Here is a 24440-nt window from a genome sequence, read left to right as displayed (position 1 = left end):
CCCGCTTATTCCTCGGCGGCCGCGGTTTCCTCTTCGGCGGGAGCGGCTTCCGCTTCGGTGGCTTCGGCAGCCTTGGCCGCCTTTTCCTCGGCGCGGTCCTGGGCCTTCTTGCCCGGAGTGCCCTTCTTGGGGTTGTTGCGCTCGGCCTTGTCGCGGACGCCGGCGGCCTCCAGCATGCGGGCGATCCGGTCGGTCGGCTGCGCGCCCTGATCCAGCCAGAACTGGATGCGTTCCAGATCCATCTTCACGCGCTCCTCGCTGTCCTTGGGCAGCAGCGGGTTGTAGGTGCCCAGCTTCTCGATGAAACGGCCGTCGCGCGGCATGCGGCTGTCGGCCGCCACGATGCGGTAGAAGGGACGTTTTTTCGAGCCGCCACGGGCCAGACGGATTTTCATTGCCATTGTGTTTCTCCTTTGATGGCGTTGACCGGCATCGGGCCGGTTATTCCTGGTGTTTCTTGTGGTGTCGGATGACTTCCTGAATGATGAAGGTCAGGAAAGCCTTGGCGAAATCGGGGTCCAGGTCGGCCTCTTTCGCCAGGTCTTCGAGCCGTGCGATCTGTTCCGCCTCGCGCGCGGGATCGGACGGGGGAAGGTCGTGTTCGGCCTTGAGCCGGCCGACCGCCTGGGTGTGCTTGAACCGCTCGCCCAGGGTATAGACGAGGATCGCATCGAGGCGGTCGATGCTTTCGCGGTGCTCTTTCAGCAGCTCGGCGGCGCGGGCGACGGGATCAGTCAATGGCCCATCCTTTCGGTTTGAACAGCGGATCGGCATAATGCCCGATCTCCATCTCGATCCCGTGCGCCAGCTGGGTGCCGTTCAGCTGCGCCGGCGTGGGATGGCGATAGACCGCATCGCTGCCGTCGATGGTCGGGGCGTCGTGATCCTTCTTGGCGCCCAGCCGTTCGGCCAGACGGATCGAGTCGAGGTTCTTGGGGTCGATATAGCTGACCGCCGTTTCCCACCCGAGCTTGTCGTAGAAATGGCGCCGCGCCGCATGGGTCGCTTCGAGCGCATAGCCGTGGCCCGCCGCATCCGGCCAGATCACCCAGGCGATCTCGGCCTCGGGCCAGCCCGCCGGTTTCCAGCCGCCGGCCATGCCATAGGTCTTGTCGGTCTGCTTGTCGTGGATCATCCACATGCCAAAGCCGCGGATCTCCCAATGGCCGATCTCGGCGGCATAGAGCATCCACGCCTCATAGGTGTTGAGCGGCCCGCCCATGAACCGCGCGCGGTAGCTGGTGAAGGTGGCCTTGAAGTTCGGATAGTCCTCGGGCTCGGGGCCGCGCAGGATCAGGCGCCTGGTTTCGATGACGGGGATCTTGGTGCCGCTCATGCATAGGCCTCCATTCCGCCATTGACCAGATCGCCGGGGCCGGGGTGCCGCCAGACATGCATGGTGCCGAAGGCCGGGTGCTCGTAGCAATGGTCGAACGCCGCGCCCAGACGCCTTGCAACCGCCTGGCTGGCCGCGTTGTCCGGGTCGATCAGCGAGATCGCCGTGTCCCATCCCAGCACGTAATAGGCGTACGCCCGCGCGGCCAGGGCCGCCTCGGTCGCATAGCCCCTGCCGGTCGCATGGGTCATCAGCGTCCAGCCGATTTCCGGCTCGGGCCAGCCATGCGGGCACCACAGGCCGACATGGCCGACATAGGTGCCGCTGTCCTTTTCCTCGACGCCCCAGAACCCGTATCCGCGCATGACCCAATGCCCCAGCAGCATGGCGATCGACCGCCAGGTTTCGTCCGGCCGCTTGGGGCCGCCGACGAATTTCGACGCCTCCGAGGCGAAGAACTCGGCCTCGGCCTCGAAATCGGCCTCGCAGGGCGCGCGCAGGATCAGGCGCTCGGTTTCGAGAACGGGAATGGCCAGCGTCAGGGTCATGCGCCCGCCCCGCCATGGCGCCAGACATGCTGATCCGGCCCGAAGGCTTTCTCGGCTTGCGCATCGCGGGCCGCGCCCAGCCGCCGCGCCAGCGCATTGGACCGCGCGTTGCCGCTGCTGACATAGCTGACGAACCGCCCCGGCCCAAGCAGCCCGAAACCGAAATCGCGCACCGCGGTGCAGGCTTCGGTCGCATAGCCCTGCATCCGGTGCGCGGCGTCGAACATATAGCCAAGCTCGGGCTCGTGGTCGTCCCATTCCAGCCCCAGCAGGACAAAGCCGACGATCTGCTCATCGGCCTTGCGCGTCACCGTCAACAGCCCGTGGCCATGCAGGAGCCACCCGGCGGTGTAACAGGTAAACTGCGTCCAGGCCTCCTGCTCGGTGTCGCCGAAGCTGTCGCGGCACACCGCGGTCCAGGCCGGCAGGTCGTCCAGGCTGGGCGCGCGCAGGAGCAGCCGCGCGGTCTCGAAGACCGGCAGCGCCGCACGATACCGGGCCGCCGCCATCGCCGCCTTGCCGGACGGGGGCTGGGTGCAGCGCGCCCGCGTCACTTCTTCTTTCCGAATCCGCTGAGGCCCGGCGGCAGGCCCGCGCCGCCGCCCAGGCCGGGCAGGCCGCCGCGCCCGCCCATCGCCTTGGCGGCCGCCTCCAGCGCCTTGGGGTCCATGCCCGCGGCCATGTCCTCGGGGCTGGGCGCGCCCTTGCCGAACATGCCCTTCATGGCCTGTTTCAGCATCTTGCCTTTGCCCATCTTGCCCATCTTCTTCATCATGTCCGACATCTGCCGGTGCATCTTGAGCAGCTTGTTGACGTCGCTGACCTCCATGCCCGAACCGGCCGCGATGCGTTTCTTGCGGCTGGCCTGCAGCAGCGCCGGATTGGCGCGTTCCTTCTTGGTCATCGACTGGATCATGGCGATCTGCTGGCGCAGGATCCTGTCGTCCAGCCCGGCCTGATCCATCTGCTTGGCCATCTTGCCCATGCCCGGCATCATGCCCATCATGCCCTGCATGCCGCCCATCTGGATCATCTGTTCCAGCTGCATCTTCAGGTCGTTCATGTTGAACTGACCCTTCATCATGCGCTTCATCATGCGCTCGGCCTGTTCGGCCTCGATGGTCTCCTGCGCCTTTTCCACCAGCGCCACGATGTCGCCCATGCCCAGGATCCGGCCGGCGATGCGGTCGGGCTCGAAGGTCTCCAGCGCATCCATCTTCTCGCCCAGACCGACGAAGCGGATGGGCTTGCCGGTCACTGCGCGCATCGACAGCGCCGCGCCGCCGCGGCCGTCACCGTCCATCCGGGTCAGGACCACGCCCGAGATGCCGACCTTGGCGTCGAACTCCTCGGCCACCTCGACGGCGACCTGGCCGGTCAGGCCGTCGACCACCAGCAGGGTCTCGCGCGGGTCCACCACGTTGCGGACCTGCTCGACCTCGTCCATCAGCACCTCGTCGATATGCAGACGGCCGGCGGTGTCGAGCATGTAGACGTCATAGCCACCCAGCGTCGCCTGCTGCTTGGCGCGCCTGGCGATGTCCACCGGCTTCTGCCCCGGAACGATCGGCAGGGTGTCCACCCCGATCTGGGCGCCCAGCACCGCCAGCTGATCCATCGCCGCCGGGCGGTAGACGTCCAGCGAGGCCATGAGAACCTTCTTGCCCTCTTTCTCTTTCAGGCGCTTGGCCAGCTTGCCGGTGGTGGTGGTCTTGCCCGAGCCCTGCAGACCGACCATCAGGATCGGCGCCGGCGGATTGTCGATCTTGAGCTTGCCGGGGTCGTCCTCGCCGCGCAGCACATCGACCAGCGCGTCATGCACGATCTTGACGACCTGCTGGCCGGGGGTGACCGACTTGGTCACGGCCTGACCGGTGGCCTGGTCCTGGACCTTCCTGACGAATTCCCGCGCCACCGGCAGCGACACGTCCGCCTCCAGCAGGGCGACGCGCACCTCGCGCAGGGCGGTTTTCACGTCCTCTTCGCTGAGCGCGCCCTGCTTGGTCAGACGGTCGAAGACACCCGAGAGGCGTTCGGACAGATTTTCAAACATGGCCCTCTTGGCTCCTTCGCCGGTTTCACGTTGCCGCCCCATAGGTAGGGACGATCGGATCAATGCACAAACGCCCCCACGGGCGCAACGCGCTGGTGGGGGGCGATCCCTGACGATTCAAGGGACCGGAAGGTTTGACGCTTCCGGATGTTGGGACGGGGCTTTAGGCGGATTGCGCACCGGAGTCAACCTTGCGCTCCGACCGGCTTGCATCGCGCGGCCGACTTGGTCATGACAGCTGCGTCAGACCGGAGAGAACCATGGACGCATCATCGGCCCATCAGGACAGCCTGCCAATCAGTTCCGACGCGCTGCTGGCGCAGCTGGACGCCTGGGGGCTGGCCTATCGCCTGCACGAACACGCACCCCTGCGCACGGTGGAGGAGGCCAAGGCGGTCGAGCACCGGTTCATGGTACCGGGTGAAAACGCCCTGCGGATCAAGAACCTCTACCTGCGCGACAAGAAAAAGCGCAACTATCTGGTGACGCTGGAGCAGAACCGCGAAATCGACCTCAAGGCGCTGGGGGCCGAGCTGGGCGCGGGCACCCTGTCCTTCGGATCGCCCGACCGGCTGATGCAGACCCTGGGCATCCGTCCGGGCGCGGTCAGTCCGCTGGCGATGGTCAACGGCGTTCAGCACGGCGTGCGGTTCTTCCTGGACGCGGCCGCGCAGCGGGCCGAGGTCATCTACATGCACCCGCTGGTCAACGACCGGACCGTGGCGATGCCGCGCGACGACGTGCTGGCGTTCTTCGACCGGATCGGGTGCGAGGTGGCCTGGCTGCCGTGACCGGACGCGCCTTGCGGCGCGTGCCTCCGGCGGGAGTGTTTTCGGCAAGATGAAGCCGCGGGCCCGGTCAGTCGCCGGCCAGCGCATGACTGAGGGCGGCGGCGACATGGGCGGCGGAGGGGTTGACGAACAGATGTCCCGCGGCCTCGAAAACCGGGTCGTCCAGATGCTCGGGGAAGGCCAGCGGCAGTTCGGTACAGGCCAGCAGGATGGCGGTTCCGGGGCTGGCAAGCCGGTCGCAAAACGCCAGCAGCCGGGCGCGCGCATTGCCTGACGCGCCGCCGTAGAACTCCCGGTCGATCATCGCCTGCATCTCGGCGATGTCGTCCTCGGGCAGGCGGTCATTGGCCGTGACCCCCTCGCCGGCCAGGTGCTCGGCATAGTTTTGGGCCTGCATGGTGACGGTCGTGCCCAGAACCAGCGCCCGTTCGGCCCCGGTCGCCGCCGTCGCGGCGGCGGTCGCGTCGAAGATGCTGAGGATCGGCATGGCGACTCCGCGCCGGATCGCGCGCAGCCGCGCATGCGGCGTGTTCGAGGCGATGATCGCGAAATCGCATCCCGCCCGCTCCAGCACCAGCAGCGCGTCGCGGAACACGGCGTCGAACGCGGCCCAGCTGCCCTCGTCACCGGCCACGCCGCGCAGCGCGCGGGTCTTGGCCTGAGTCACGCTTTCGATCGTCATCGGCGGCACGGGAAGCGGTGCCCCGTGGCCCTGCGCCGCGAAATGCCGGCTCGCGCCCTGGGCGATCGCCCGGTAATAGTCCACGGTCGAGGCCCAGCCGACACCGCCGAGAATTCCGATCTTCTTCATGGGATGCGTCCAATCTGCCGCTGTGCATCGGCGCGCAGATTGGACGTTTTCCCGCCGTTTTGCCAGTGCCGATCAGGCCGCGAGGTTCGACACCGCGTCCCGGGCATTGGCCAGCGCCGCCTCGGGGTCGAGCGCCATGCGGTCGGCCGCGATCACCTCGACATCGGTGATGCCGATGAACCCCAGCACATGGCGGGCATAGCCGGTGGCAAAGTCGATCTCGGACTCGACCGCGGTGCCGCCCGAGGCGATGGCGAGAATGGCGCGCTTGCCTTCCAGCAGGCCCCTGGGCCCGGCTTCGGAATAGGCAAAGGTCAGCCCAGCCCGCGCCACCAGGTCGATCCAGGCCTTGAACGCCGCCGGCACCGAGAAATTGTAGATGGGCAGGCCGATCACGATGGTTTCGGCCTCCTGCAGCTCGTGCACCAGCTCGTCCGACAGCGCCAGCAGATCGCGCTGATCGGCATCGCGCTGATCGGCCGGGGTGAAGTTGGCGTTGATCCAGTCCTCGGTCAGCAGCGGCAGCGGGGTCGCAAGGTCGCGGCGGATGATCCGCCCGGCGCCCAGATGGCGCACGATCCGCTCGGACAGGTCGCGGGTGGCCGAGCCGATGCGGCGGGCCGAGGCATCGATGTGAAGGATGGCCTTGGTCATTGTTCTGGTCCCCTGATCGGAAGAATTCCGTCGATGCGCCGAATATGAGTATTGCGTGAGCGAACAAAACTCGGATATATCAACAGCGATTGTTGGAATTTGCACATCAGAGCCTGCCATGGACAATTGGGATGAAGTGAGAACCGCCTATCACGTGGCGCGCATGGGCACCGTCAGCGGCGCCGCCGACGTTCTGGGCGTGCACCACGCCACCGTCATCCGCCATATCGACGCGATCGAGGCGCGGCTTGGGGTCAAGCTGTTCCAGCGCCACGCGCGCGGCTACACCCCGACCGAGGCGGGCGAAGACCTGCTGCGGGTGGCGCAGGCGACCGAGGATCAGTTCAACCAATTGGTCGGGCGGATGAAGGGGCGCGGCGACGACGTGTCGGGCGAGCTGGTGGTGACGTCGCTGGCCTCGCTGGCGCCGCTGATCGTGCCGGTTCTGGCCGAGTTCCAGGCTCTGCATGACGGGTTGATCGTGCGCTATCTGACCGGCGACCGGCTGTTCCGACTGGAATATGGCGAAGCGCATGTGGCGATCCGGGCCGGATCGGCGCCGGATCAGCCCGACAACGTGGTTCAGCCCTTCGTCGCGCAGGAGATCGGGCTTTATGCCAGCAGGGACTACGTGGCCCGGCACGGCAAACCGGCGGGAGTCGAGGATTTCCCGCAGCATTTCTTCGTCGGCAATGACGACGAGAACAGCCGCGCGCCGTTTTCCCGCTGGCTGCGGGCCAATGCGCCCGCCGAGGCGATCACCTTCCGCTGCACCAACAACTTCACCATGCGCGAGGCGGTGCTGGCCGGGGCCGGCATCGGCTTCATGGCCCGCTGGGAGGCCGCGCGCTGTCCGGAACTCGAGGAAGTCATGGAGCCGTTGCCCGAATGGTCCGGCAATCTGTGGCTGGTGACGCATGTCGATCTGCACCGCACGACCAAGGTGCAGGCGTTCCTGAAATTCCTCAAGGACCGCGCCAAGGGCTGGGCCACATGAGCCCCGAGGCGCGCGGCCATCTGGCCATGCTCGCCTTTTCGGCCTTGGTGGCGGGGAGTTTCTCGCTGGGCTCGATGATCGCCAACGAGATCGCGCCCGCCGCCCTGAACGCGGCGCGCTTCGCCATCGCGGCCGTCGTCATCGGCATCTGCGCCCTCGTCACCACCGGCCTGCCGCGCAGCGCCCTGCAGGCGCCCTGGCGGTATTTCGTGCTGGGCGGGCTGTTCGCCACCTATTTCGTCCTGATGTTCGAGGGCCTCAAGACCGCGCCGCCCGTCAGCGCGGCGGCGGTCTTTACCCTGACGCCGGTCATGTCGGCGATCGCCGGCTGGATCCTGCTGCGGCAGGTGACGACCGCCCACATGGCGACGGCCCTGCTGATCGGCGCCGTCGGCGCGCTCTGGGTGATCTTCCGCGCCGACTGGGAGGCCTTTCACGCCTTCGAGATCGGACAGGGCGAGATCATCTATTTCTGGGGCTGCATGGCGCACGCCATCTACACGCCCATGGTGCGCAGGCTGAACCGGGGCGAACCGGCGGTGGTGTTCACCTTCGGGATGCTGCTGGCCGGCTGCGCGATCCTGACGGTCTTTGGCTGGTCCGACCTGATCGCGACGGACTGGATGAACTTGCCTCCGATCGTGTGGATCGGATTGCTCTACGTGGCGATCTGCGCCAGCGCGATCACCTTTGTCCTGCTGCAATACGCGACTCTGCGCCTGCCGTCGGCCAAGGTGATGGCCTATACCTATCTCACGCCCAGCTGGGTGATCCTGTGGGAGATCGCGCTGCGCCGAGACTTTCCGACGCCGCTGGTGCTGATCGGCGTGGCGTTCACGGTCCTGGCGCTGGTCCTGCTGCTCAAGGGCGAAGCCCCGGCTCCGGCAAAAACACGCCGCGTCCGGGATTAGCGATTGCGTTTCGTGCCGCGTGTGGCACCGTTGCCCCGGATCAAACAAAGGAACCGGGATGGGGGATCGCGCATGAAGCTGGTCTATTTCGCACTTGCCGCAGGCGCATTGGCCGCGTGCACCACTGGCAGGTCCGGCGAACCCGATTACACGGCTCTGCAGGACAGCTGCGAGGCTCTGGTCGCGGCCGAGACCGGCATCCAGCCCGCCGACGTCAACGCGGTGGCCACGTCCTCGGACCCGACCGGCACGATCACCACCGTCAACGTGGCCGGCGCCGCGGCGCCGTGGTTGTGCCGCGCCGACGCGACGGGGGAAATCGTGGGCGTGGAATTCAGCCAGGAGGGCTGACCCCTAGTCCGGCGTCCTAGACGGGGCGTCCAGCTCGGTTTCCAGGAACCGCTCGAACGCCTCCAGGTTCACCGGCTCGAACTGCCCGAACCCCTGCATCCAGACCGAGACTTCGCGCATCGCTTCCGGCTCCAGCTTGCACCATTTCACGCGGCCGCGCTTTTCCTGGCTGATCAGCCCGGCGCGGGTCAGGATCACCAGGTGTTTCGAGATCGCCGCAAGCGACATCTCGAACGGTTCGGCCACATCGGTCACGGCCATGTCGTCCTCCAGCAGCATCGCCAGGATGGCGCGCCGGGTGGGATCGGCAAGGGCCGCGAAAATGGTGTCGAGATCGCCGGACATGGACCGGCAGAACCACAAGGGCGCGCAATCGTCAACCATTTGGTTGAATATGCCGACTCCGCGAGTTTGGCGCTAACGGCGTCTTGAGGTGGTTGCGCGCGCTGGATGGTCTGGAGAATTTATGCAACAAATACAAATGTTTAGATCGGCCAATCGGTCGCAATCTGCACCGTTGACTCTGCGCCCGTCGCCCCTTAGCACCATGCCCAACACTGCGCGAGGACCACGCCCTTGACCGATGACGACCAAAAGCAGCGCCTGTCGCAGCTGGAGGCCCGGATCGAAGCGGCGAAAAAGGCCAAACAGCCCCAGCCCCGCGCGGATGCCGACATATCCGGGGGCGAACTGGCCTGGCGGATGGTCATCGAAATGGTTTCCGGTCTGGGGATCGGATTTGGCATCGGATACGGGCTGGACAGCCTGTTCGGGACGATCCCGATCTTTCTGGTGCTGTTCACATTGCTGGGCCTCGTCGCGGGCGTGAAGGTCATGCTCCGCAGCGCGAAAGAGGTGCAGGAGAAACAAACGGCGGCCAGGGATCCGGCCGAACGAGACGAGAGGGACTGAACGTGGCAACCGAGACCACCGCAGCAGAGGGCAGCAGCCTGGTGTTCCACCCAATGGACCAGTTCATCGTCAAGCCGCTCTTTGGCGGCGAGATCGCCTGGTACACGCCCACCAACGTCACCCTGTGGATGTTCTTTGCCGTGCTGGCCATCATCGGCCTGCTTGTGCTCAGCACCTCGCGGCGGGCCATCGTGCCGACCCGGATGCAGTCGATCGCCGAACTGGCCTATGGGTTCATCTACAAGATGCTCGAAGACATCTGCGGCAAGGAAGGCGTCAAGTTCTTCCCCTATGTCATGACGCTGTTCATGTTCATCGTCACCGCGAACTTCCTGGGCATGATCCCGGCATCCTTCACCACGACCTCGCATTTCGCCGTGACCATCCCGCTGGCGCTGGCCGTGTTCCTGACCGTCACCGTTCTGGGCTTCGTCAAGAACGGCGCGGGCTTTCTCAGCCTGTTCTGGGTGTCCAGCGCCCCGCTGGCGCTGCGCCCGATCCTGGCGATCATCGAGCTGATATCGTATTTCGTGCGCCCGGTCAGCCACTCCATTCGTCTTGCCGGCAACGTCATGGCGGGCCACGCCGTGATCAAGGTGTTCGCGGGCTTCGCCGCGGTTGCCGTGATCTCGCCCGTGTCCGTTCTGGCGATCACCGCAATGTACGGCCTCGAAGTCCTCGTGTCATTCATCCAGGCCTACGTTTTCACCATTCTGACCTGTGTCTATCTCAAGGACGCCCTGCATCCGCATCACTGATCGGGTCCGGCACCCGGCACAGGAACGATAACCCAACATCGAAACTTCCAAATCGTAAGGAGACATCATCATGGAAGGCGATCTCGCACATATCGGCGCAGGCCTGGCAGCAATCGGCTCGGGCGCAGCCGCCATCGGGGTGGGCAACGTGGCCGGCAACTTCCTGGCCGGCGCCCTGCGCAACCCGTCTGCCGCCGCGTCGCAGACCGCGACCCTGTTCATCGGTATCGCATTCGCAGAAGCCCTGGGGATCTTCGCATTCCTGGTCTCGCTGCTGCTGATGTTCGCCGTCTGATCTGCGGAACCTGATCCTTACGCGCGGGTGGGTCCAGGCCATAGCGGCCCACCCGTTGTAAAGACAACGTTCCGACGGAGGACAACATGGCGACAGAACCCCTTGCCAAAGAAGTAGCTGGCACCTGCGTCGACGCCTATGGCTCGGCCATCGGGATGCCGCAGCTCTGCTTCGACTGGTTCCCGAACCAGATCTTCTGGCTCGTTGTAACGCTGATCGTCGTCTTTCTGATCCTGTCGCGTGTGGCATTGCCACGCATCGCGGCGATCCTGGCCGAACGGCAGGGCACCATCACCAACGACCTCGCCGCGGCCGAAGACCTCAAGGCTAAGGCGGCCGAGGCCGAGGAAGCCTACAACAAGGCGCTGGCCGATGCCCGTGCCGAAGCGCAGCGGATCGCGGCCGAAACACGCGCCGAAATCCAGGCCGAGCTGGATGACGCCATCGCCAAGGCGGATGCGGAAATCGCGGCCAAGGCCGCGGAGTCGGAAAAGGCCATCGCCGAAATCCGTGCCGGTGCGCTGGAAAGCATTCAACTGGTTGCCAAGGACACGGCGGCCGAACTCGTCACCGTTCTGGGTGGACAGGCCGACGCCGACACCATCTCCGGTGCGGTCGATGCCCGGATGAAGGGATAAGCGACATGCGCAACATACTCGCCCTCGTCCTCACCGTCGGCGCCGCCAGCCCGGCCTTCGCCGCCAGCGGCCCGTTCTTCTCGCTCGGTAACACCGACTTCGTCGTGTTGCTCGGCTTCATCGTGTTCCTGGCGGTGCTGTTCTACTTCAAGGTGCCGTCTATGATCGGCGGCGCCCTGGACAACCGGGCCGCCGGCATCAAGGCCGAACTGGACGAAGCCCGCGCCCTGCGCGAGGAAGCGCAGACGCTGCTGGCCTCCTACGAGCGCAAGCAACGCGAAGTGCAGCAGCAGGCCGACGCCATCGTTGCCGCCGCCAAGGAAGATGCCGGCCTTGCCGCCGAACAGGCCAAGGCAGACCTGGAAAAGTCGATCGCCCGCCGCCTCGCGGCGGCGCAGGATCAGATCGCGTCCGCCGAGGCATCGGCGATCAAGGACGTGCGCGATCAGGCGATCACCGTGGCCGTGGCCGCGGCCAAGCAGGTGCTGGCCAAGCAGATGACCGCGACCCAGGCCAACCATCTGATCGACTCCGCCATCGCGGACGTGGACGCCAAGCTGCACTGATCACGGCGCCGAACCCTAGACGAGCAGTCCCGAAAGTGCCCGCTTTCGGGACTGTTCCGTTTCAGGCACGGCACCGGCCGACCCGCCTTGACGAAGCGATGTCGCCGCGCTCGGATGGTCGGCGGACCGGGTCGCGACACATCCGGTCAGATCTGACAAGGCGCGGCGGAACGGGCACCGCCCGCCCTCCGCGCAGGGAGCACAACGGTTTTGGAACACGCAGCACCGGAAGCCTGCCGGATCGTCATTCCGGTCCATCGCCAGTTCACGCGGGCCGAAATCGCGATCGTGCGGCACAATCTCGCCATGCTGTCCGGCCACGCCGCGACCCTGATCGGCGGGCACGGGCAGAGGAGCCTGCTGCGCGCGGCCCGCGACGAACTGGCCACGACACATGAGGCCGGGATCTCCATCGAAACCTTCCCGGACGCCTGTTTCGCGGATGTCGGAGGCTACAACCGGCTGCTGGTGAACAGGGACTTCTACGCGCGGTTCGCGGGTTGCCGCTACGTGCTGATCTGCCAGCACGACGCCCTGATCCTGAAAGACGACCTGGCGCGCTGGCTGACCGGCGACTACGCCTTTGTCGGCGCCCCCATGTTCAAGGGGTTCAGCCAGCCGCAGCGGCCCTTGACCTTTCTGCCGACGCTGAACGGCGGTCTGAGCCTGCGCAGCATCCCGGCCACGCTGGCGGTATTCGACGCCGCGATCATGCTGCCCCGGTCGCGCCTAGTCCGGGCCTTGCACAAGCTGGGCTTGCTGCGCCTGGCCGATCTGGCGATCTTCCGTCCCCGGGGCCGACGCCTCGTGGTGCGGCGCGCCGGGCTGAACGAGGACATGTTCTGGAGCGGAGAGGTGGCACACCGCTTCCCTCACTTCCGCGTTCCGCCGCCCGAGACCGCGCTGCACTTCGCGTTCGAAGCATGCCCGGCCGAGATGTACGAACGGGCAGGGCGGCACCTGCCCCTGGGATGCCACGCCTTCGAGCGGTACGATCCCGATTTCTGGATCGCGCATGTGCCGGACGACCTGAAACCGGTCCTGCAGGCGGCGATCGCGGGCGGGCCCTAGGAAACCGGCGATTGACGACGGCTGCCGGGAATGTCGATTGCCAAGGAAACCCGTTTCCTGTAGGTATCTCCGGATCATGGGACGACGCCATCGAAGCCGAAATAACATACTGAAAACAAGGGGCTTTCGATGAGCCAGACACAGGCGCGAACGTGATGGATGCACGATCTGGAACCAGGGCCGTTACCGATGCGCCCGGCTATGAGTTCGAGTTCTCGTTCTGCACGCTGGTCAGCAACCCGGATCAATACGGAGCCATGGTCGATTCGATGCGCGCGGTCGGGTTCGACGACGGGTGCAGCGAATACCTCTACATCGACAACACGCAGGGCAATACCGGCGACGGGTTCGGAGGCCTGAACCGGCTGGCGAACGCCGCACGCGGGCGCTACGTCATCTTCTGCCATCAGGACATCCTCGCGATGGACGGCCCCGACCGGCTGCGCGCGGTGATCGCGGACCTGGATCAGGCCGATCCGGACTGGGCGCTGCTCGGCAATGCCGGCATGCGCGGCAACACGGCCTTTTTCTTCCTGACCGAACCCCGGGCGGTCCTTGCCGGCCCGGCAAGAAAGGAGGCGCAGAAGGTCGACTCGCTCGACGAGAACTTCATCCTGATGCGTCAGGATGCCCGGCTCGGGTTTTCCCGCGACCTCGACGGGTTCCACCTCTATGGCACCGATCTCGTGGCGCAGGCGGATCTTCGGGGTCACGGCGCCTATGCGGTGGATTTCCGGATCGAGCATCTGAGCACCGGACGGCTCGATCAGGCGTTCAGGAACGCCTGTGACCGGTTCGAGGAAAAATACGCCCGCGCCCTGCGTCACCGAACCGTTCAGACGACCTGCACCTCGCTGGACCTCGGCACGGTCGAGGGCAGGGGCAGACACATCCGCAGGCGCGACTTCGAACGCGGACCCGATTTCGTGCGGCCCAGCAAGAAGATCAAAAAGGCCATCCGCTCGGCCCTGTCCAAGCACCGGATCGAACTGGACGGCATGACGTTCCGCTATCCCGGCGACGTGCCCTATCCGGCCTATCACGCGCTCTTCAAAGGGTTCTACGAAGCCCCCGAACGCGAACTGATGCAGGCCCACCTGCCGTCCGACCTGCCGGTGGTGGAATTGGGCGGCGCCTACGGCATCATCTCCGGCCTGATCAACCGCAAGCTCGCCAAGGGCGTCCAGCAGATCGTTGTCGAAGCCAACCCCCAGCTTCTGGACCTGTGCAGGGTCAACGCGCTGAGCGCCGATGCGGACCGCGACCTGCGCATCGTCAACTGCGCCATCGACTATTCCGGCGCCGAGAGCATTTCGTTCAACGTGACCAACGACACCCACAGCAGCCATGTGGGCGCCGAGTGGCGCGCGGACGAACACGGCACCGCGATCTCCGTCCCGGCCACAACGCTGTCGCAGCTTCTGCAGGACCAGGGGATCGACGGCCCGTATTCGCTGGTCTGTGACATCGAAGGCGCCGAATACGACCTGATCGCCAATGACGCGGACGGGCTGCGGCAATGCCAGGCGATGATCGTCGAACTGCACCCGGCGGTGTTCTACAAGCGCGGCGCGACCGTGGCCTCCTTCCTCGGGCACCTGGACGGGGCCGGGTTCGAAGTTCTCGCCAGCGACGGCACCGTGATCGCGGCGCGGCGCAAGACCTGATCGCGGCGGCGGATGTGCCCGGATATCGGGCATCCGCACGATCAGGCGCCGGCATCCACTCAAGAGATGTGAAACTTTTGTGAAGTTTCAGGCCGTTTTGCCCCAGATCAAGTCCGAATGGTCCCGCCGATGACCAGCATGGGCCACACCTTATCGGGAGGCTCCCATGCTGGACGGAAAGCAACTGGAACTTCGCAACGCCGACGCGCCGTTGCGCAACGCACCGCCGCTGTTGCAGGTGGCGAACCTGTCGCTCTACTACGGCGACAAACAGGCGCTTCGCAACGTCAGTTTCGACCTCTACCCGAACGAGATCCTGGCTTTCATCGGGCCGTCGGGCTGCGGCAAGTCCACGGCGCTCAAATGTCTCAACCGGATGCATGACGATACGCGCGGCGTGCGCATCGAAGGCTCCGTCACCATGGATGGCCGGGACGTCTATGCGCCCGAGGTCGATCCGCCGGTCCACCGCCGCCGCTTCGGCTGGGTGGCGCAGAAACCCAACCCCTTTCCGGACACGATCTGGGAAAACGTGGCCTATGGGGCGCGCATCCACGGCCTGATGCCAAGCCGGGCCGACATGGAGGCGCATGTGGAAAGCTGCCTGCGCCGCGCGCATCTGTGGGACGAGGTCAAGGACGACCTGCGCCGCAAGCAGGGCACCGATCTGTCCGGTGGCCAGCAGCAGCGGCTTTGCATCGCGCGGGCGCTGGCGACCCAGCCCGACGTGATGCTGATGGACGAACCGACCGGTTCGATCGACCCCATCGCCACGGCCAAGGTCGAACAGCTGATGATGGATCTGCGGCAGGATCACAGCGTCGTCGTCATCACCCATTCGATGATGGAGGCCCGTCGCGTCGCCGACCGGGTGGCCTATTTCCACCTGGGCGAGTTGCTGGAGATCGGGCCGACGGCGCGGATCTTCGAAGATCCGCTGCACGAAAAGACGCGCGCCTTCATTCAGGGCAGGATGGGATAGCGGTCAGATCCGCCCGGTTTCATGTTCCAGCCGCTGCCGGGCGATGGCCTCGTTCTGCTCGGCCTTCTGCTGATCGGCCAGGCATTGCTCGACAAAGCTCAGATGCCGTTCGACGGCCGCGCGCGCGCCTGCCGGGTCGCGCGCCTGCAGCGCGGCGTTGATGGCGCGGTGCTGTTCCAGGATCGCCTCGCGCGTGGTGCGCTGGTGGAACATGATCCGGCGGTTGTAGAACACGCCCTGTTGCAGCAGATCGAACATCGACCGCATCATGTGCAGCATGACCACATTGTGGCTGGCCTCGATGATGGCCATGTGAAACTGCGCATCCAGCGTCGCCTCGTCCTCCGTCGCGCGGCGCCTGTGCGCCGCTTCCATCTTGTCGAGGATGGTCTGAATGACCTTCAGATCGCTGTCCGATCCCAGCCGCGCCGCCCGCTCGGCCGCCAGCCCCTCCATGTCCTTGCGGAAGGACAGGTAGTCGAACACCGCCTCGTCATGGGTGCCGAACAGCCGGATCAGCGCGGGCGAAAACGCCGAGCCCAGAACCTCGGCCACATAGATGCCCGACCCGGCCTTGGCCGCCAGCAGGCCCTGATCCTGCAATTCGGCAATCGCATCCCGCAGGGACGGGCGCGACACGCCCAGCCGTTCCGACAGTTCCCGTTCCGACGGCAACCGTTCGCCGGGCCGCAGGATGCCGCGCAGGATCAGCTGTTCGATCTGGCGGACAACGGCGGTCGAGAGCTTCTCGGACTGGATTTTCTGAAAGGGCATCGTGCATTCGCAAGGATTGGTCAATTCATATGACCACATCCCGCAACCCGTCGCAAGCGGGCCGGGGCGCGTTCACGAGGTTTGAAACATTAGGTCAGGATCATTGACTTTAATGGCCCGCCCCATAGTCTCCCCGAACGCCCACGCGGAGGAGAGCCATGTCCCTGGACCAGATCTTTGCCACCCGCACCGCGCGGATGAAGGCGTCCGAGATCCGAGAATTGCTCAAGCTGCTGGATCAGCCGGGGATCATTTCCTTTGCCGGCGGCATTCCCGATCCGTCCCTGTTTCCCGCCGAATCCTTCGCGGATGCGTTCGCGACGGCGCTGGACCCGGCGCACCGGGCGCAGGCGCTGCAATATTCGGTGAGCGAAGGATACCATCCGCTCCGACGCTGGATCGCGGCCGAGATGGGCCGCATCGGCGTCGCCTGCGACATCGACAACATCCTGATCACCTCCGGCTCGCAGCAGGCGCTGGACTATCTGGGCAAGCTGTTCCTGTCGCCGGGCGACACCGCGCTTGTCGGCTGGCCGACCTATCTGGGCGCGCTGGCGGCGTTCAACGCCTACGAGCCGCGCTTCGACCGGCTGTCCATCCACGGCAACCGGCCGGCATCGGACTACGCCCAAGCCGCGCAGCAGGCCGGGGGGCGGGTGAAGTTCGCCTATCTGTCCGCCGATTTCGCCAACCCCACCGGTGAAACCGTGGATCGTCACGGGCGCGAGGCGCTGCTGGATCTGGCCGAAGAGCTGGACTGCGCGGTGATCGAGGACGCGGCCTATCAGGCGTTGCGCTACGATGGCGAGGCGGTTCCGCCCATCCTTGCCCTGGAAATCGCCCGCAAGGGCACGATCGAAGACTGCCGCACGATCTATTGCGGCAGCTTCTCGAAAACCCTGTCGCCGGGGCTGCGGGTGGGCTGGACGGTTGCGGCCAGGCCGGTGATTTCCCAGATGGTGCTGATGAAACAGGCCGCCGACCTGCATTCCTCGACCATCAACCAGATGGCGATCGCGCATGTCGCCGAGGGCTGTTTCGACTCGCATATCCCGAAACTGCGCGCCGTCTATCAACGGCGGCGCGATGCGATGCTGGACGCCCTGCGCCGGCACATGCCGCCGGGCGTGGACTGGACCAGGCCCGAAGGCGGCATGTTCGTCTGGCTGACGCTGCTGCCGTCGATGGACGGGACGGCACTGCTGGCCCGGTCGCTCGACACCGTCCGGGTGGCCTTCGTCCCCGGTCAGGCGTTCTTTGCCGATGGTTCCGGGGCCAATACCCTGCGGCTCAGCTTTTCCTGCTCGGACGAACCGACGATCCGCGAGGGCATCCGCCGCCTGGGCGAGGTTCTGCGGGCGGGTTAGGCGGGTCGCAACACTCCGTTAACCAATTGCTGCGACAGCTCGGGCATGCTGCGGTTCCTGCCCTTGCTGCTCGCGGTCGGCTGCGCGACCGCCACGCCCCATTTCCGCGGCGTCCCGGCCACCCGTGTCGAGGTCGGCGGCAGCGTCTTTGACGTGCGGGTGCGCGGCAACCTGGCCGAGGCGGTGCGCGTCAACCCGCAATACGCCCCGCGGCTGGGTCCGATCCGCCAGCGGGCCGGGCGCGCGATGGCGCAGGTCTCGGGCTGCGAGGTGATCGAGGTGCTGGGCGATGCCGCCGTGACAACCGGCGTTCTGGGCTGCGACCGCGCCGCGGGCGAACGGCTGCTCCGAACCGCGATTTCCACGCCAAATTACGACTGCATCGATTATGGCGGCTGGGTCAACGCGGGGCCGGGGCCGTATTATCCCGAGTTCGAATGCTCCCCGTATTGACCCGGCCCTGACATCCCTCAAAACACGGGAAAACGCCAAGATATTGTGGATAACTGCGTCACGCAGCCCATATCCTGCGTATCTTCGTTGACACCAGGCCCCTGCCTTGCGCAGACTCGGAGTCCACGGGAATCACGGGACAGACCAGCCATTGCGTTTCTCACGGCTCAGACTCACCGGCTTCAAGAGCTTCGTTGATCCGACCGATCTGATCATCGCGGACGGGCTGACCGGCGTGGTCGGGCCGAATGGCTGTGGCAAGTCCAACCTGCTCGAGGCGCTGCGCTGGGTGATGGGCGAAAACCGTCCCACCGCGATGCGCGGCGGCGGGATGGAGGACGTGATCTTTGCCGGCGCCGCCACCCGGCCGGCCCGAAACTATGCCGAGGTGGCGCTGACCATCGACAATTCCGAACGGCTGGCGCCCTCGGGCTTCAACGACAGCGACCAGTTGGAGATCGTGCGGCGGATCACCCGCGACGTGGGCAGCGCCTACAAGACCAACGGCAAGGATGTCCGCGCCCGCGACGTGCAGATGCTGTTTGCCGACGCCTCGACCGGGGCGCATTCCCCGGCGCTGGTGCGGCAGGGACAGATCGCCGAACTGATCAACGCCAAGCCCAAGGCCCGCCGCCGGGTTCTGGAAGAGGCGGCGGGAATCTCGGGCCTCTATCAGCGCCGGCACGAGGCCGAACTGAAACTCCGCGCGACCGAAGCCAACCTGACCCGCGTGGACGACGTGCTGGAACAGCTGGGCGCGCAGCTGGCGCAACTGGCGCGCCAAGCCCGTCAGGCGGCGCGCTACCGCGAGATCGGCGAGCAGCTGCGCCTGGCCGAGGGCATGCTGCTCTACCGCCGCTGGAAAGAGGCCGACATGGCCCGTCAGCTGGCCGAGGACAAGCTGCGCGAGCGGATCACCGAAGCCTCCCGCGCCGAAGCGTCGGCGCGTCAGGCCGAGGCGGCGCGGGTCGCGGCGGATGAGGTGCTGCCCCCCCTGCGCGAGGAAGAGGCGATCGCCGCCGCCGTGCTGCAACGTCTGCTGGTGCAGCGCGACGCCCTGAGCGAACAGGAGGCGCGCGCGCGCCAGACCATCGAGACCCTGACCGCGCGCATCCATCAGCTTGGCCGCGACATCGAGCGCGAGACCGGCCTGAACCGCGACGCGGGCGAAACCATCGAGCGCCTGGAATGGGAGGCGCGGGAACTCGCTAAGGCCGCCGAGGGGCACGAGGACCGACTGGCCGAGGCCGCCGAGGTGGCGCGCGAGGCGGCGGCGGTGCTGCAGGAACGCGAGGACCACCTGTCGCAGGAAACCGAGGACATGGCCCGCCTGCTGGCCCGCCACCAGTCGGCGCAGCGTCTGGTCGAGGACAGCCGCAAAACCCTGGCCCGCTCGGAGGCGGAAGAGCAAAAGGCGCGCACGGCCATGGACGAGGCCCGCAACGCCCTTTCGCGCGCCACCGAGTCCTTCGAGGCCGCAGAGGAGGCCGAGGCCGAGGCCCGCGCCGCCGCCGAAGCGGCGGAAGAGGCGCTGGCCGCCGCCGACGAGCTGCGCAGCGACACCCAGGCCCGCGAGGCCGAGGCGCGGGCCAGACGTTCCGAGGCCGAAGGCGAACTCGGCGCGATTCGGGCCGAAACCACCGCCCTCGCAAAGCTGGTGGAGCGGGACACCGCCGAGGGTGGGCAGGTGCTCGACCTGCTGCGGGTGGAACCGGGCTACGAAAAGGCGCTGGGCGCGGCGCTGGCCGACGATCTGCGCGCGCCGCTGGTCGAAGGCGACGGGCCGTCGGGCTGGGTCAAGGTGCCGGGCTACGACGCCGACCAGCACCTGCCGGACGGCGCCGAGCCGCTGGCGCTGCATGTCTCCGGCCCCGACCGTCTGAGCCGCCGCATCGCCCAGATCGGCATCGTCGAGGCGGATCAGGGCGCGCGGCTGCAGCCGCTGCTGAAACCCGGCCAGCGGCTGGTCTCCCGCTCGGGCGATCTGTGGCGCTGGGACGGGTTCCGCGCCTGGGCCGAGGACGCCCCCAGCGCCGCGGCGATGCGGCTGGAGCAGTTGAACCGGCTTGAGGCGCTCAAGCAGGAATTGGCGCGGGCGGATGCGCAGGTCGAAGGCGCGCGCGCCGCGCACGAGGCGCTGTCGCGGCAGCTGGCCGATGTCACCGAGGCCGACCGCCGCGCCCGCGAAGCCCGCCGCGCCGCCGATCAGCGCGTCGCCGAAACCGCCCGCGCGCTCAGCCGGGCCGAGGCCGACCGCAATCTGGCCGAGGGCAAGCTGGAAACGCTGGCCCTGTCGGTCGAACGCCACAAGGAAGATGCGATGTCGGCCCGCATCCAGCTGCGCGAGGCCGAAGCGGCTCTGGCCAGTCTGGGCGACGTCGACAGCGCCCGCGCCCGGGTCGAGGACATCAAGCAGACGGTCGAGGCGGCGCGGATCACCATGCTGACGCACCGTTCTACCCATGACGAGCTGCGCCGCGAGGGCGAGGCGCGCACCCGCCGGGCCCAGGAGGTCGCAAAGGATCTGAGCGGCTGGCGGCACCGGCTCGAAACCGCGGGCAAGCGGATCGCGGAACTGGCCGAACGCAAGGCCACCTCGGAAGAGGAACTGGCCCAGGCCACCGCCGTGCCGGGCGAGATCGCGGCGGCGCGCGAAGACCTGAACGAACAGATCGAAGCCGCCGAGACGCGCCGGGCCGAGGCCGCCGACCGCCTGGCCGAGGCCGAAACCGGGCAGCGCGCGGCGATCCTGGCCGAGCGTGAAGCCGAGCGGGTCGCCTCGGACACGCGCGAGGCGCGCGCCGCCGCCGAGGCCCGCTGCGAAGCGGCGCGCGAAAGCGTGCTGGCGGCGGCGGAACGGATCGCCGAGGACCAGCAACTGACGCCCAACCAGTTGCTGAACCAGCTGAACGTCGATCCCGACCGGATGCCGGCCGCCGACGCGCTGGAGGCCGAAGTCAACCGCCACAAGCGCCAGCGCGACGCGATGGGGGCCGTCAACCTGCGCGCCGAAGAGGACGCGCGCGAGGTGCAGGAGGAATACGACACGCTGAAATCAGAAAAGGCGGATCTGGAAGAGGCGGTCAAGACCCTGCGCAGCGGCATCAACAGCCTCAACCGCGAAGGGCGCGAGCGGCTGCTGACCGCGTTCGAGCAGGTGAACACGAATTTCGCGATGCTGTTCAAGCACCTGTTCGGCGGCGGCGAGGCCAATCTGGTGATGGTCGAAAGCGACGATCCGCTGGATGCCGGCCTGGAAATCATGTGCCAGCCGCCGGGCAAGAAGCTCTCGACGCTCAGCCTGCTGTCGGGCGGCGAACAGACCCTGACCGCCATGGCGCTGATCTTTGCGGTGTTTCTGGCCAACCCGGCGCCGATCTGCGTGCTGGACGAGGTGGACGCGCCGCTGGACGACGCCAACGTCACCCGCTTCTGCGACCTGCTGGACGAGATGTGCCGCCAGACCGACACCCGGTTCCTGATCATCACCCACCATGCCGTCACCATGTCGCGGATGGACCGGCTGTTCGGTGTCACCATGCAGGAACAGGGCGTCAGCCAGCTGGTCTCGGTGGACCTCAAGCGGGCCGAGGCGATGGTGGCCTGACCCTTCACCGCAACGTGAATCCCCGTGCAGACAGGCGCAGGGTAGGGTGGGGCATGATGAAGATGTTCACGATACCCGCCCTCCTGTGCCTCGCCTTGCCCGTCTGGGCGGGGGAATGGCCGCTGCGACCCGGCGACGTGCCGCTGACCCGTGCCGAGCTGGACGCGCTGGCCGGGCGCACGCTCACCTTCTACGATGACGGGCAGTCGCGCTATTCCGCCGGTGGCGCCTATTCCTATACCTATTCCGCCGCCAACGGCGGCGGCACCGCCTTTGGCACCTACCGCATCGCCGAAGACGGCAGCATCTGCACCGATTTCCGCAACGGCTTCAGCCGCTGCGATCTCTACGTGCACAGCGGCGACCGCCTGGTGCTGATCACCGAAAAGGGCGAACGCTATCCGGTGCGGCCGGAATGAGCGAAGGCAAGGGCGTACCCGGTCCGGCCCTATGACTTCAGGCGCAGGATCAGGGGCACGATCGCCGCGATCAACAGGGCCGCCAAAAGAAAGGACGCACCGGGCAGATACGGCCCGTCGCCGCTGACGAACCGCTCGAACACACCGGTCATCAGCAACGGCGCGGCCACCGCCGCGACCGAAGACAGCGACGCGATCACCCCCTGCACCAATCCCTGCTGGTCTTCGCCCACACGATTGGCGGCAAAGGCGGTCATCAGGGGCGGCGCCATGTCCGACAGGGCCGCGACCGGCAAGAATACCGCCACCGCCCAGACCGAACCGGCAAAACCGAAACCCACCATCCCGATCACGGCGGCGATGGTGGCAAAGAGCAGCGTCCGGTAATCGCCCAGGCGCCGCGTCAGTTGCGGCAGCACGCCGGCCTGCACCGCGGCGATCAACACGCCGTAGGCCGACAGGGTCAGCCCGATGGTGACCCCGTTCCAGCCGAAAACCTCGCGCCCCCAGAAGGCCCAGAGCGTCGGATAGACCATGTTGGCGAACTCGAAGACAAAGGTGCAGATCAGCGGAATCGCCAGCCCCGGCATCACGAAGGCCCGCGCGATGCTGCCAAAGGGGTTCAGGTCGCGCCTGCCGAAGGGCCGGCGGTTTTCCGGCCTGAGGGATTCCGGCAGGACAAACACCCCGAATGCCACGTTCAGCGCCGACAGCACCGCGGCAATCCAGAACGGCGCCGTGATGTGCCAGCCCGAGGCAAGCCCGCCCAGCGCCGGCCCGAGGACGAACCCGATGCCAAAGGCCGCCCCGATCATGCCGAAGCGCGCGCCGCGCTCCTCCGGTTCCGAGATGTCGGCGATGTAGGCCGTCGCCGTGATGTACGTGGCCCCGGCCATTCCGGCGAGGATCCGGCCAACCAGCAACAGCCAGTAGGTCTCGGCCAGGGCCATGATGACATAGTCGATCGTCAGCGTTGCAAGCGCCGCGATCAGCACCGGCCGGCGCCCGTGGGCATCTGAAAGGCTGCCGACCACCGGGCCGAACAGAAACATCGCCGCCGCATAGGCGGACATCATGATCCCGCCCCAGAACGCGCCCTCGGCCGTGCTGCCCGCGCCGACCCGGTTCATCAGGTCGGGCATGATCGGGAACACGATTCCGATGCCGATGGCGTCGATCATCAGCGTGATCAGAATGAAGAGGAAGGGACCGTTCAGCTTCATGCCGCCACCCGACACGTGTGGGCTCGGATTGGCAAGGTGAAAAACCCCAACCGCGCGCCGGACAAGGGATCCGGCCGGGCCGGGGTCTTCTCACAACCGGTTCAGCAACTCCACCGTCGGCCAGGCATCGGCGGGCAGTCCCAGCCGCGCCTGTTCGACCTGCACCGCGCCGCGCGTTCCGGCCCCCAGGATGCCGTCGATCTCGCCCACGTCATGGCCTCGCGCCCGCAGCTTGCGCTGAAGCTGTTTCATCTGCGGTCCCGACAGGCCCGGCTGCGGATTGCCCGCGTCATAGACCGGCGCACCCTCCAGCCGCGTCGCGAAATAGGCGGCGGTCAGGACATAGACAAAGCTCTGGTTCCACTCGAAATAGACGTCGAAATTCGGATAGGCGAGAAAGGCCGGCCCCCTGTGCCCCTGCGGCAGAATCAGCGAGGCCGGCAGATCCGCCAACGACCCGTCGCGCGCCCTGACCCCCATCGCCTGCCAGTCCGACACCGGCCGGCTCTTGCCCGGCCCCGACAGCGACCAGTCCATCCGCTCCGGCACCGTTACCTCCTGCAGCCACGGCTCGCCGGGCCGCCAGCCCAGATGCGACAGCATCCTGGCCCCGGACACCAGCGCATCCGGAGCCGAGGTCTTGAGCGACACGGTACCGTCGCCATCCGCATCGACGCCGTTGTCCAGAATGTCCTGCGGCAGCATCTGCACCATGCCGATCTCGCCCGCCCAGGCGCCGGTCGTGCGCTGCGGGTCGAACCCGCCGCGTTCGTACAGTTCGATGGCGGCAAAGATCTGCGGCCGGAACAACTCGGGCCTGCGGCAGTCATGCGCCAGCGTCACCAGCGCGTCGCGCGTGTTGAAATCCCCCTGAAAGCCGCCGTAATCCGTCTCGAACGCCCAGAACGCCAGCAGGACACCGCGGGACACGCCGTATTCCGCCTCGATCCGGTCGAATACCGCGTCATGTTTCCGGTCCATCTCGCGCCCCCGGTCGATCCGGTTCTGCGAGATCAGGCGGCGCGAGAACTCGATGAACGGTTTCTGAAACACCCCCTGCGCCCGGTCCGCCTTCAGCACCTTGGCATCCTGCCGCACGCCGCCGAAAAACGCATCCACGGCCTTGGCGTCATGGCCGCGTGCCACGGCTTCGGCCTTGAGGTCCGTGACGAAGGCGTTGAAATCCCCCCCGCATTGCGCATCGGCCTGCGCGGCAAGAAGAACGGCGGCGAGCGGGCCGAGGATCAGACGCATGG

At 66.7% G+C, this 24440-nt stretch carries 28 protein-coding genes; 16 read left to right on the top strand and 12 right to left on the bottom strand.

What is annotated here, in order from left to right:
* Nucleotides 1-5: 5 nt before the first annotated feature.
* Genes rpsP through ffh form a run of 6 tightly spaced genes read right to left on the bottom strand, consistent with a single transcriptional unit; the run spans nucleotide 6 to nucleotide 3937 of the window.
* Nucleotides 6-401 (bottom strand): 30S ribosomal protein S16, encoded by a 396-nt coding sequence (rpsP, locus tag AC2FNJ_RS08450; RefSeq protein WP_496763780.1) that lies wholly within the window; start codon nucleotides 399-401, stop codon nucleotides 6-8.
* A 40-nt stretch (nucleotides 402-441) separates the two neighbouring features.
* A complete protein-coding gene (locus tag AC2FNJ_RS08445; RefSeq protein WP_496763779.1) occupies nucleotides 442-774 on the bottom strand; it encodes a chorismate mutase in 333 nt (110 codons plus the stop codon).
* Complete coding sequence (locus tag AC2FNJ_RS08440) at nucleotides 731-1336, bottom strand: GNAT family N-acetyltransferase (RefSeq protein WP_496763778.1); 606 nt, start codon at nucleotides 1334-1336, stop codon at nucleotides 731-733. Before AC2FNJ_RS08440 ends, AC2FNJ_RS08445 begins: the two co-directional genes overlap by 44 nt.
* Nucleotides 1333-1884: a GNAT family N-acetyltransferase gene (locus AC2FNJ_RS08435; protein ID WP_496763777.1), complete on the bottom strand. Its 552-nt coding sequence runs from the start codon at nucleotides 1882-1884 to the stop codon at nucleotides 1333-1335. Before AC2FNJ_RS08435 ends, AC2FNJ_RS08440 begins: the two co-directional genes overlap by 4 nt.
* Nucleotides 1881-2438 (bottom strand): GNAT family N-acetyltransferase, encoded by a 558-nt coding sequence (locus AC2FNJ_RS08430; protein ID WP_496763776.1) that lies wholly within the window; start codon nucleotides 2436-2438, stop codon nucleotides 1881-1883. Before AC2FNJ_RS08430 ends, AC2FNJ_RS08435 begins: the two co-directional genes overlap by 4 nt.
* Nucleotides 2435-3937: a signal recognition particle protein gene (gene ffh / locus AC2FNJ_RS08425; protein WP_496763775.1), complete on the bottom strand. Its 1503-nt coding sequence runs from the start codon at nucleotides 3935-3937 to the stop codon at nucleotides 2435-2437. Before ffh ends, AC2FNJ_RS08430 begins: the two co-directional genes overlap by 4 nt.
* A gap of 260 nt (nucleotides 3938-4197) precedes the next feature.
* On the opposite strand from ffh, the gene AC2FNJ_RS08420 reads away from it, so the two are divergent.
* Nucleotides 4198-4728, top strand: coding sequence for a prolyl-tRNA synthetase associated domain-containing protein (locus AC2FNJ_RS08420; RefSeq protein WP_496763774.1), 531 nt, complete (start codon nucleotides 4198-4200; stop codon nucleotides 4726-4728).
* Nucleotides 4729-4795: 67 nt separating this feature from the next.
* Here the strand turns inward: AC2FNJ_RS08420 and AC2FNJ_RS08415 are convergent, their stop codons facing one another.
* A complete protein-coding gene (locus AC2FNJ_RS08415; protein WP_496763773.1) occupies nucleotides 4796-5539 on the bottom strand; it encodes an aspartate/glutamate racemase family protein in 744 nt (247 codons plus the stop codon).
* Between the two features lie 72 nt (nucleotides 5540-5611).
* Nucleotides 5612-6193, bottom strand: a complete 582-nt coding sequence (locus tag AC2FNJ_RS08410; protein ID WP_496763772.1) for an FMN-dependent NADH-azoreductase — start codon at nucleotides 6191-6193, stop codon at nucleotides 5612-5614.
* Between the two features lie 118 nt (nucleotides 6194-6311).
* Here AC2FNJ_RS08410 and AC2FNJ_RS08405 point away from each other — a divergent pair, with 118 nt between their 5' ends.
* From AC2FNJ_RS08405 to AC2FNJ_RS08395, 3 genes are all read left to right on the top strand, one after another.
* Nucleotides 6312-7190, top strand: coding sequence for a LysR family transcriptional regulator (locus AC2FNJ_RS08405; protein ID WP_496763771.1), 879 nt, complete (start codon nucleotides 6312-6314; stop codon nucleotides 7188-7190).
* On the top strand, nucleotides 7187-8101 hold the full coding sequence (locus tag AC2FNJ_RS08400; protein ID WP_496763770.1) for a DMT family transporter: 915 nt from the start codon (nucleotides 7187-7189) through the stop codon (nucleotides 8099-8101). The genes AC2FNJ_RS08405 and AC2FNJ_RS08400 overlap by 4 nt, the downstream gene beginning before the upstream one ends.
* A gap of 72 nt (nucleotides 8102-8173) precedes the next feature.
* Nucleotides 8174-8452 carry a hypothetical protein gene (locus AC2FNJ_RS08395; RefSeq protein ID WP_496763769.1) on the top strand — a complete coding sequence of 93 codons (279 nt, stop codon included), beginning with the start codon at nucleotides 8174-8176 and terminating at the stop codon, nucleotides 8450-8452.
* A 3-nt stretch (nucleotides 8453-8455) separates the two neighbouring features.
* On the opposite strand, the gene AC2FNJ_RS08390 is transcribed toward AC2FNJ_RS08395, so the two are convergent.
* Entirely contained in the window at nucleotides 8456-8797 is a 342-nt protein-coding gene (locus AC2FNJ_RS08390) for an ArsR/SmtB family transcription factor (protein ID WP_496763800.1), read from the bottom strand.
* Between the two features lie 231 nt (nucleotides 8798-9028).
* Here AC2FNJ_RS08390 and AC2FNJ_RS08385 point away from each other — a divergent pair, with 231 nt between their 5' ends.
* From AC2FNJ_RS08385 to AC2FNJ_RS08350, 8 genes are all read left to right on the top strand, one after another.
* Nucleotides 9029-9364 (top strand): AtpZ/AtpI family protein, encoded by a 336-nt coding sequence (locus tag AC2FNJ_RS08385; RefSeq protein WP_496763768.1) that lies wholly within the window; start codon nucleotides 9029-9031, stop codon nucleotides 9362-9364.
* A 2-nt stretch (nucleotides 9365-9366) separates the two neighbouring features.
* Nucleotides 9367-10122, top strand: coding sequence for a F0F1 ATP synthase subunit A (locus AC2FNJ_RS08380; protein WP_496763767.1), 756 nt, complete (start codon nucleotides 9367-9369; stop codon nucleotides 10120-10122).
* A 70-nt stretch (nucleotides 10123-10192) separates the two neighbouring features.
* Entirely contained in the window at nucleotides 10193-10417 is a 225-nt protein-coding gene (locus tag AC2FNJ_RS08375) for a F0F1 ATP synthase subunit C (RefSeq protein WP_005981269.1), read from the top strand.
* An 86-nt stretch (nucleotides 10418-10503) separates the two neighbouring features.
* Entirely contained in the window at nucleotides 10504-11055 is a 552-nt protein-coding gene (locus AC2FNJ_RS08370; protein WP_496763766.1) for a F0F1 ATP synthase subunit B', read from the top strand.
* A 5-nt stretch (nucleotides 11056-11060) separates the two neighbouring features.
* Nucleotides 11061-11621, top strand: coding sequence for a F0F1 ATP synthase subunit B (locus AC2FNJ_RS08365; protein ID WP_496763765.1), 561 nt, complete (start codon nucleotides 11061-11063; stop codon nucleotides 11619-11621).
* 210 nt (nucleotides 11622-11831) lie between these two features.
* Entirely contained in the window at nucleotides 11832-12692 is an 861-nt protein-coding gene (locus AC2FNJ_RS08360) for a DUF5672 family protein (RefSeq protein WP_496763764.1), read from the top strand.
* Between the two features lie 155 nt (nucleotides 12693-12847).
* Nucleotides 12848-14359, top strand: a complete 1512-nt coding sequence (locus AC2FNJ_RS08355) for an FkbM family methyltransferase (RefSeq protein ID WP_496763763.1) — start codon at nucleotides 12848-12850, stop codon at nucleotides 14357-14359.
* A 166-nt stretch (nucleotides 14360-14525) separates the two neighbouring features.
* On the top strand, nucleotides 14526-15341 hold the full coding sequence (locus tag AC2FNJ_RS08350) for a phosphate ABC transporter ATP-binding protein (protein WP_496763762.1): 816 nt from the start codon (nucleotides 14526-14528) through the stop codon (nucleotides 15339-15341).
* 3 nt (nucleotides 15342-15344) lie between these two features.
* Here AC2FNJ_RS08350 and AC2FNJ_RS08345 read toward each other — a convergent pair whose 3' ends face one another.
* Nucleotides 15345-16115: a FadR/GntR family transcriptional regulator gene (locus AC2FNJ_RS08345; RefSeq protein ID WP_496763761.1), complete on the bottom strand. Its 771-nt coding sequence runs from the start codon at nucleotides 16113-16115 to the stop codon at nucleotides 15345-15347.
* Nucleotides 16116-16273: 158 nt separating this feature from the next.
* Here AC2FNJ_RS08345 and AC2FNJ_RS08340 point away from each other — a divergent pair, with 158 nt between their 5' ends.
* The 4 genes from AC2FNJ_RS08340 to AC2FNJ_RS08325 all read left to right on the top strand — a co-directional run bounded on the left by AC2FNJ_RS08340 (nucleotide 16274) and on the right by AC2FNJ_RS08325 (nucleotide 21961).
* Nucleotides 16274-17482 (top strand): aminotransferase-like domain-containing protein, encoded by a 1209-nt coding sequence (locus tag AC2FNJ_RS08340; protein ID WP_496763760.1) that lies wholly within the window; start codon nucleotides 16274-16276, stop codon nucleotides 17480-17482.
* 45 nt (nucleotides 17483-17527) lie between these two features.
* Nucleotides 17528-17935 (top strand): hypothetical protein, encoded by a 408-nt coding sequence (locus tag AC2FNJ_RS08335; protein ID WP_496763759.1) that lies wholly within the window; start codon nucleotides 17528-17530, stop codon nucleotides 17933-17935.
* 151 nt (nucleotides 17936-18086) lie between these two features.
* Nucleotides 18087-21542 carry a chromosome segregation SMC family protein gene (locus AC2FNJ_RS08330; protein ID WP_496763758.1) on the top strand — a complete coding sequence of 1152 codons (3456 nt, stop codon included), beginning with the start codon at nucleotides 18087-18089 and terminating at the stop codon, nucleotides 21540-21542.
* Nucleotides 21543-21598: 56 nt separating this feature from the next.
* Nucleotides 21599-21961: a hypothetical protein gene (locus AC2FNJ_RS08325; protein ID WP_496763799.1), complete on the top strand. Its 363-nt coding sequence runs from the start codon at nucleotides 21599-21601 to the stop codon at nucleotides 21959-21961.
* A gap of 29 nt (nucleotides 21962-21990) precedes the next feature.
* Here the strand turns inward: AC2FNJ_RS08325 and AC2FNJ_RS08320 are convergent, their stop codons facing one another.
* On the bottom strand, nucleotides 21991-23184 hold the full coding sequence (locus AC2FNJ_RS08320; RefSeq protein ID WP_496763757.1) for a TCR/Tet family MFS transporter: 1194 nt from the start codon (nucleotides 23182-23184) through the stop codon (nucleotides 21991-21993).
* Nucleotides 23185-23274: 90 nt separating this feature from the next.
* On the bottom strand, nucleotides 23275-24438 hold the full coding sequence (locus AC2FNJ_RS08315; RefSeq protein ID WP_496763756.1) for a lytic murein transglycosylase: 1164 nt from the start codon (nucleotides 24436-24438) through the stop codon (nucleotides 23275-23277).
* Nucleotides 24439-24440: the final 2 nt, after the last annotated feature.

Source organism: Ruegeria sp. BHSB196 (assembly GCF_059613135.1).
The sequence above is the reverse complement of the archived record's forward strand: the minus strand, read 5'-3'. Positions and strand labels throughout refer to the sequence as shown.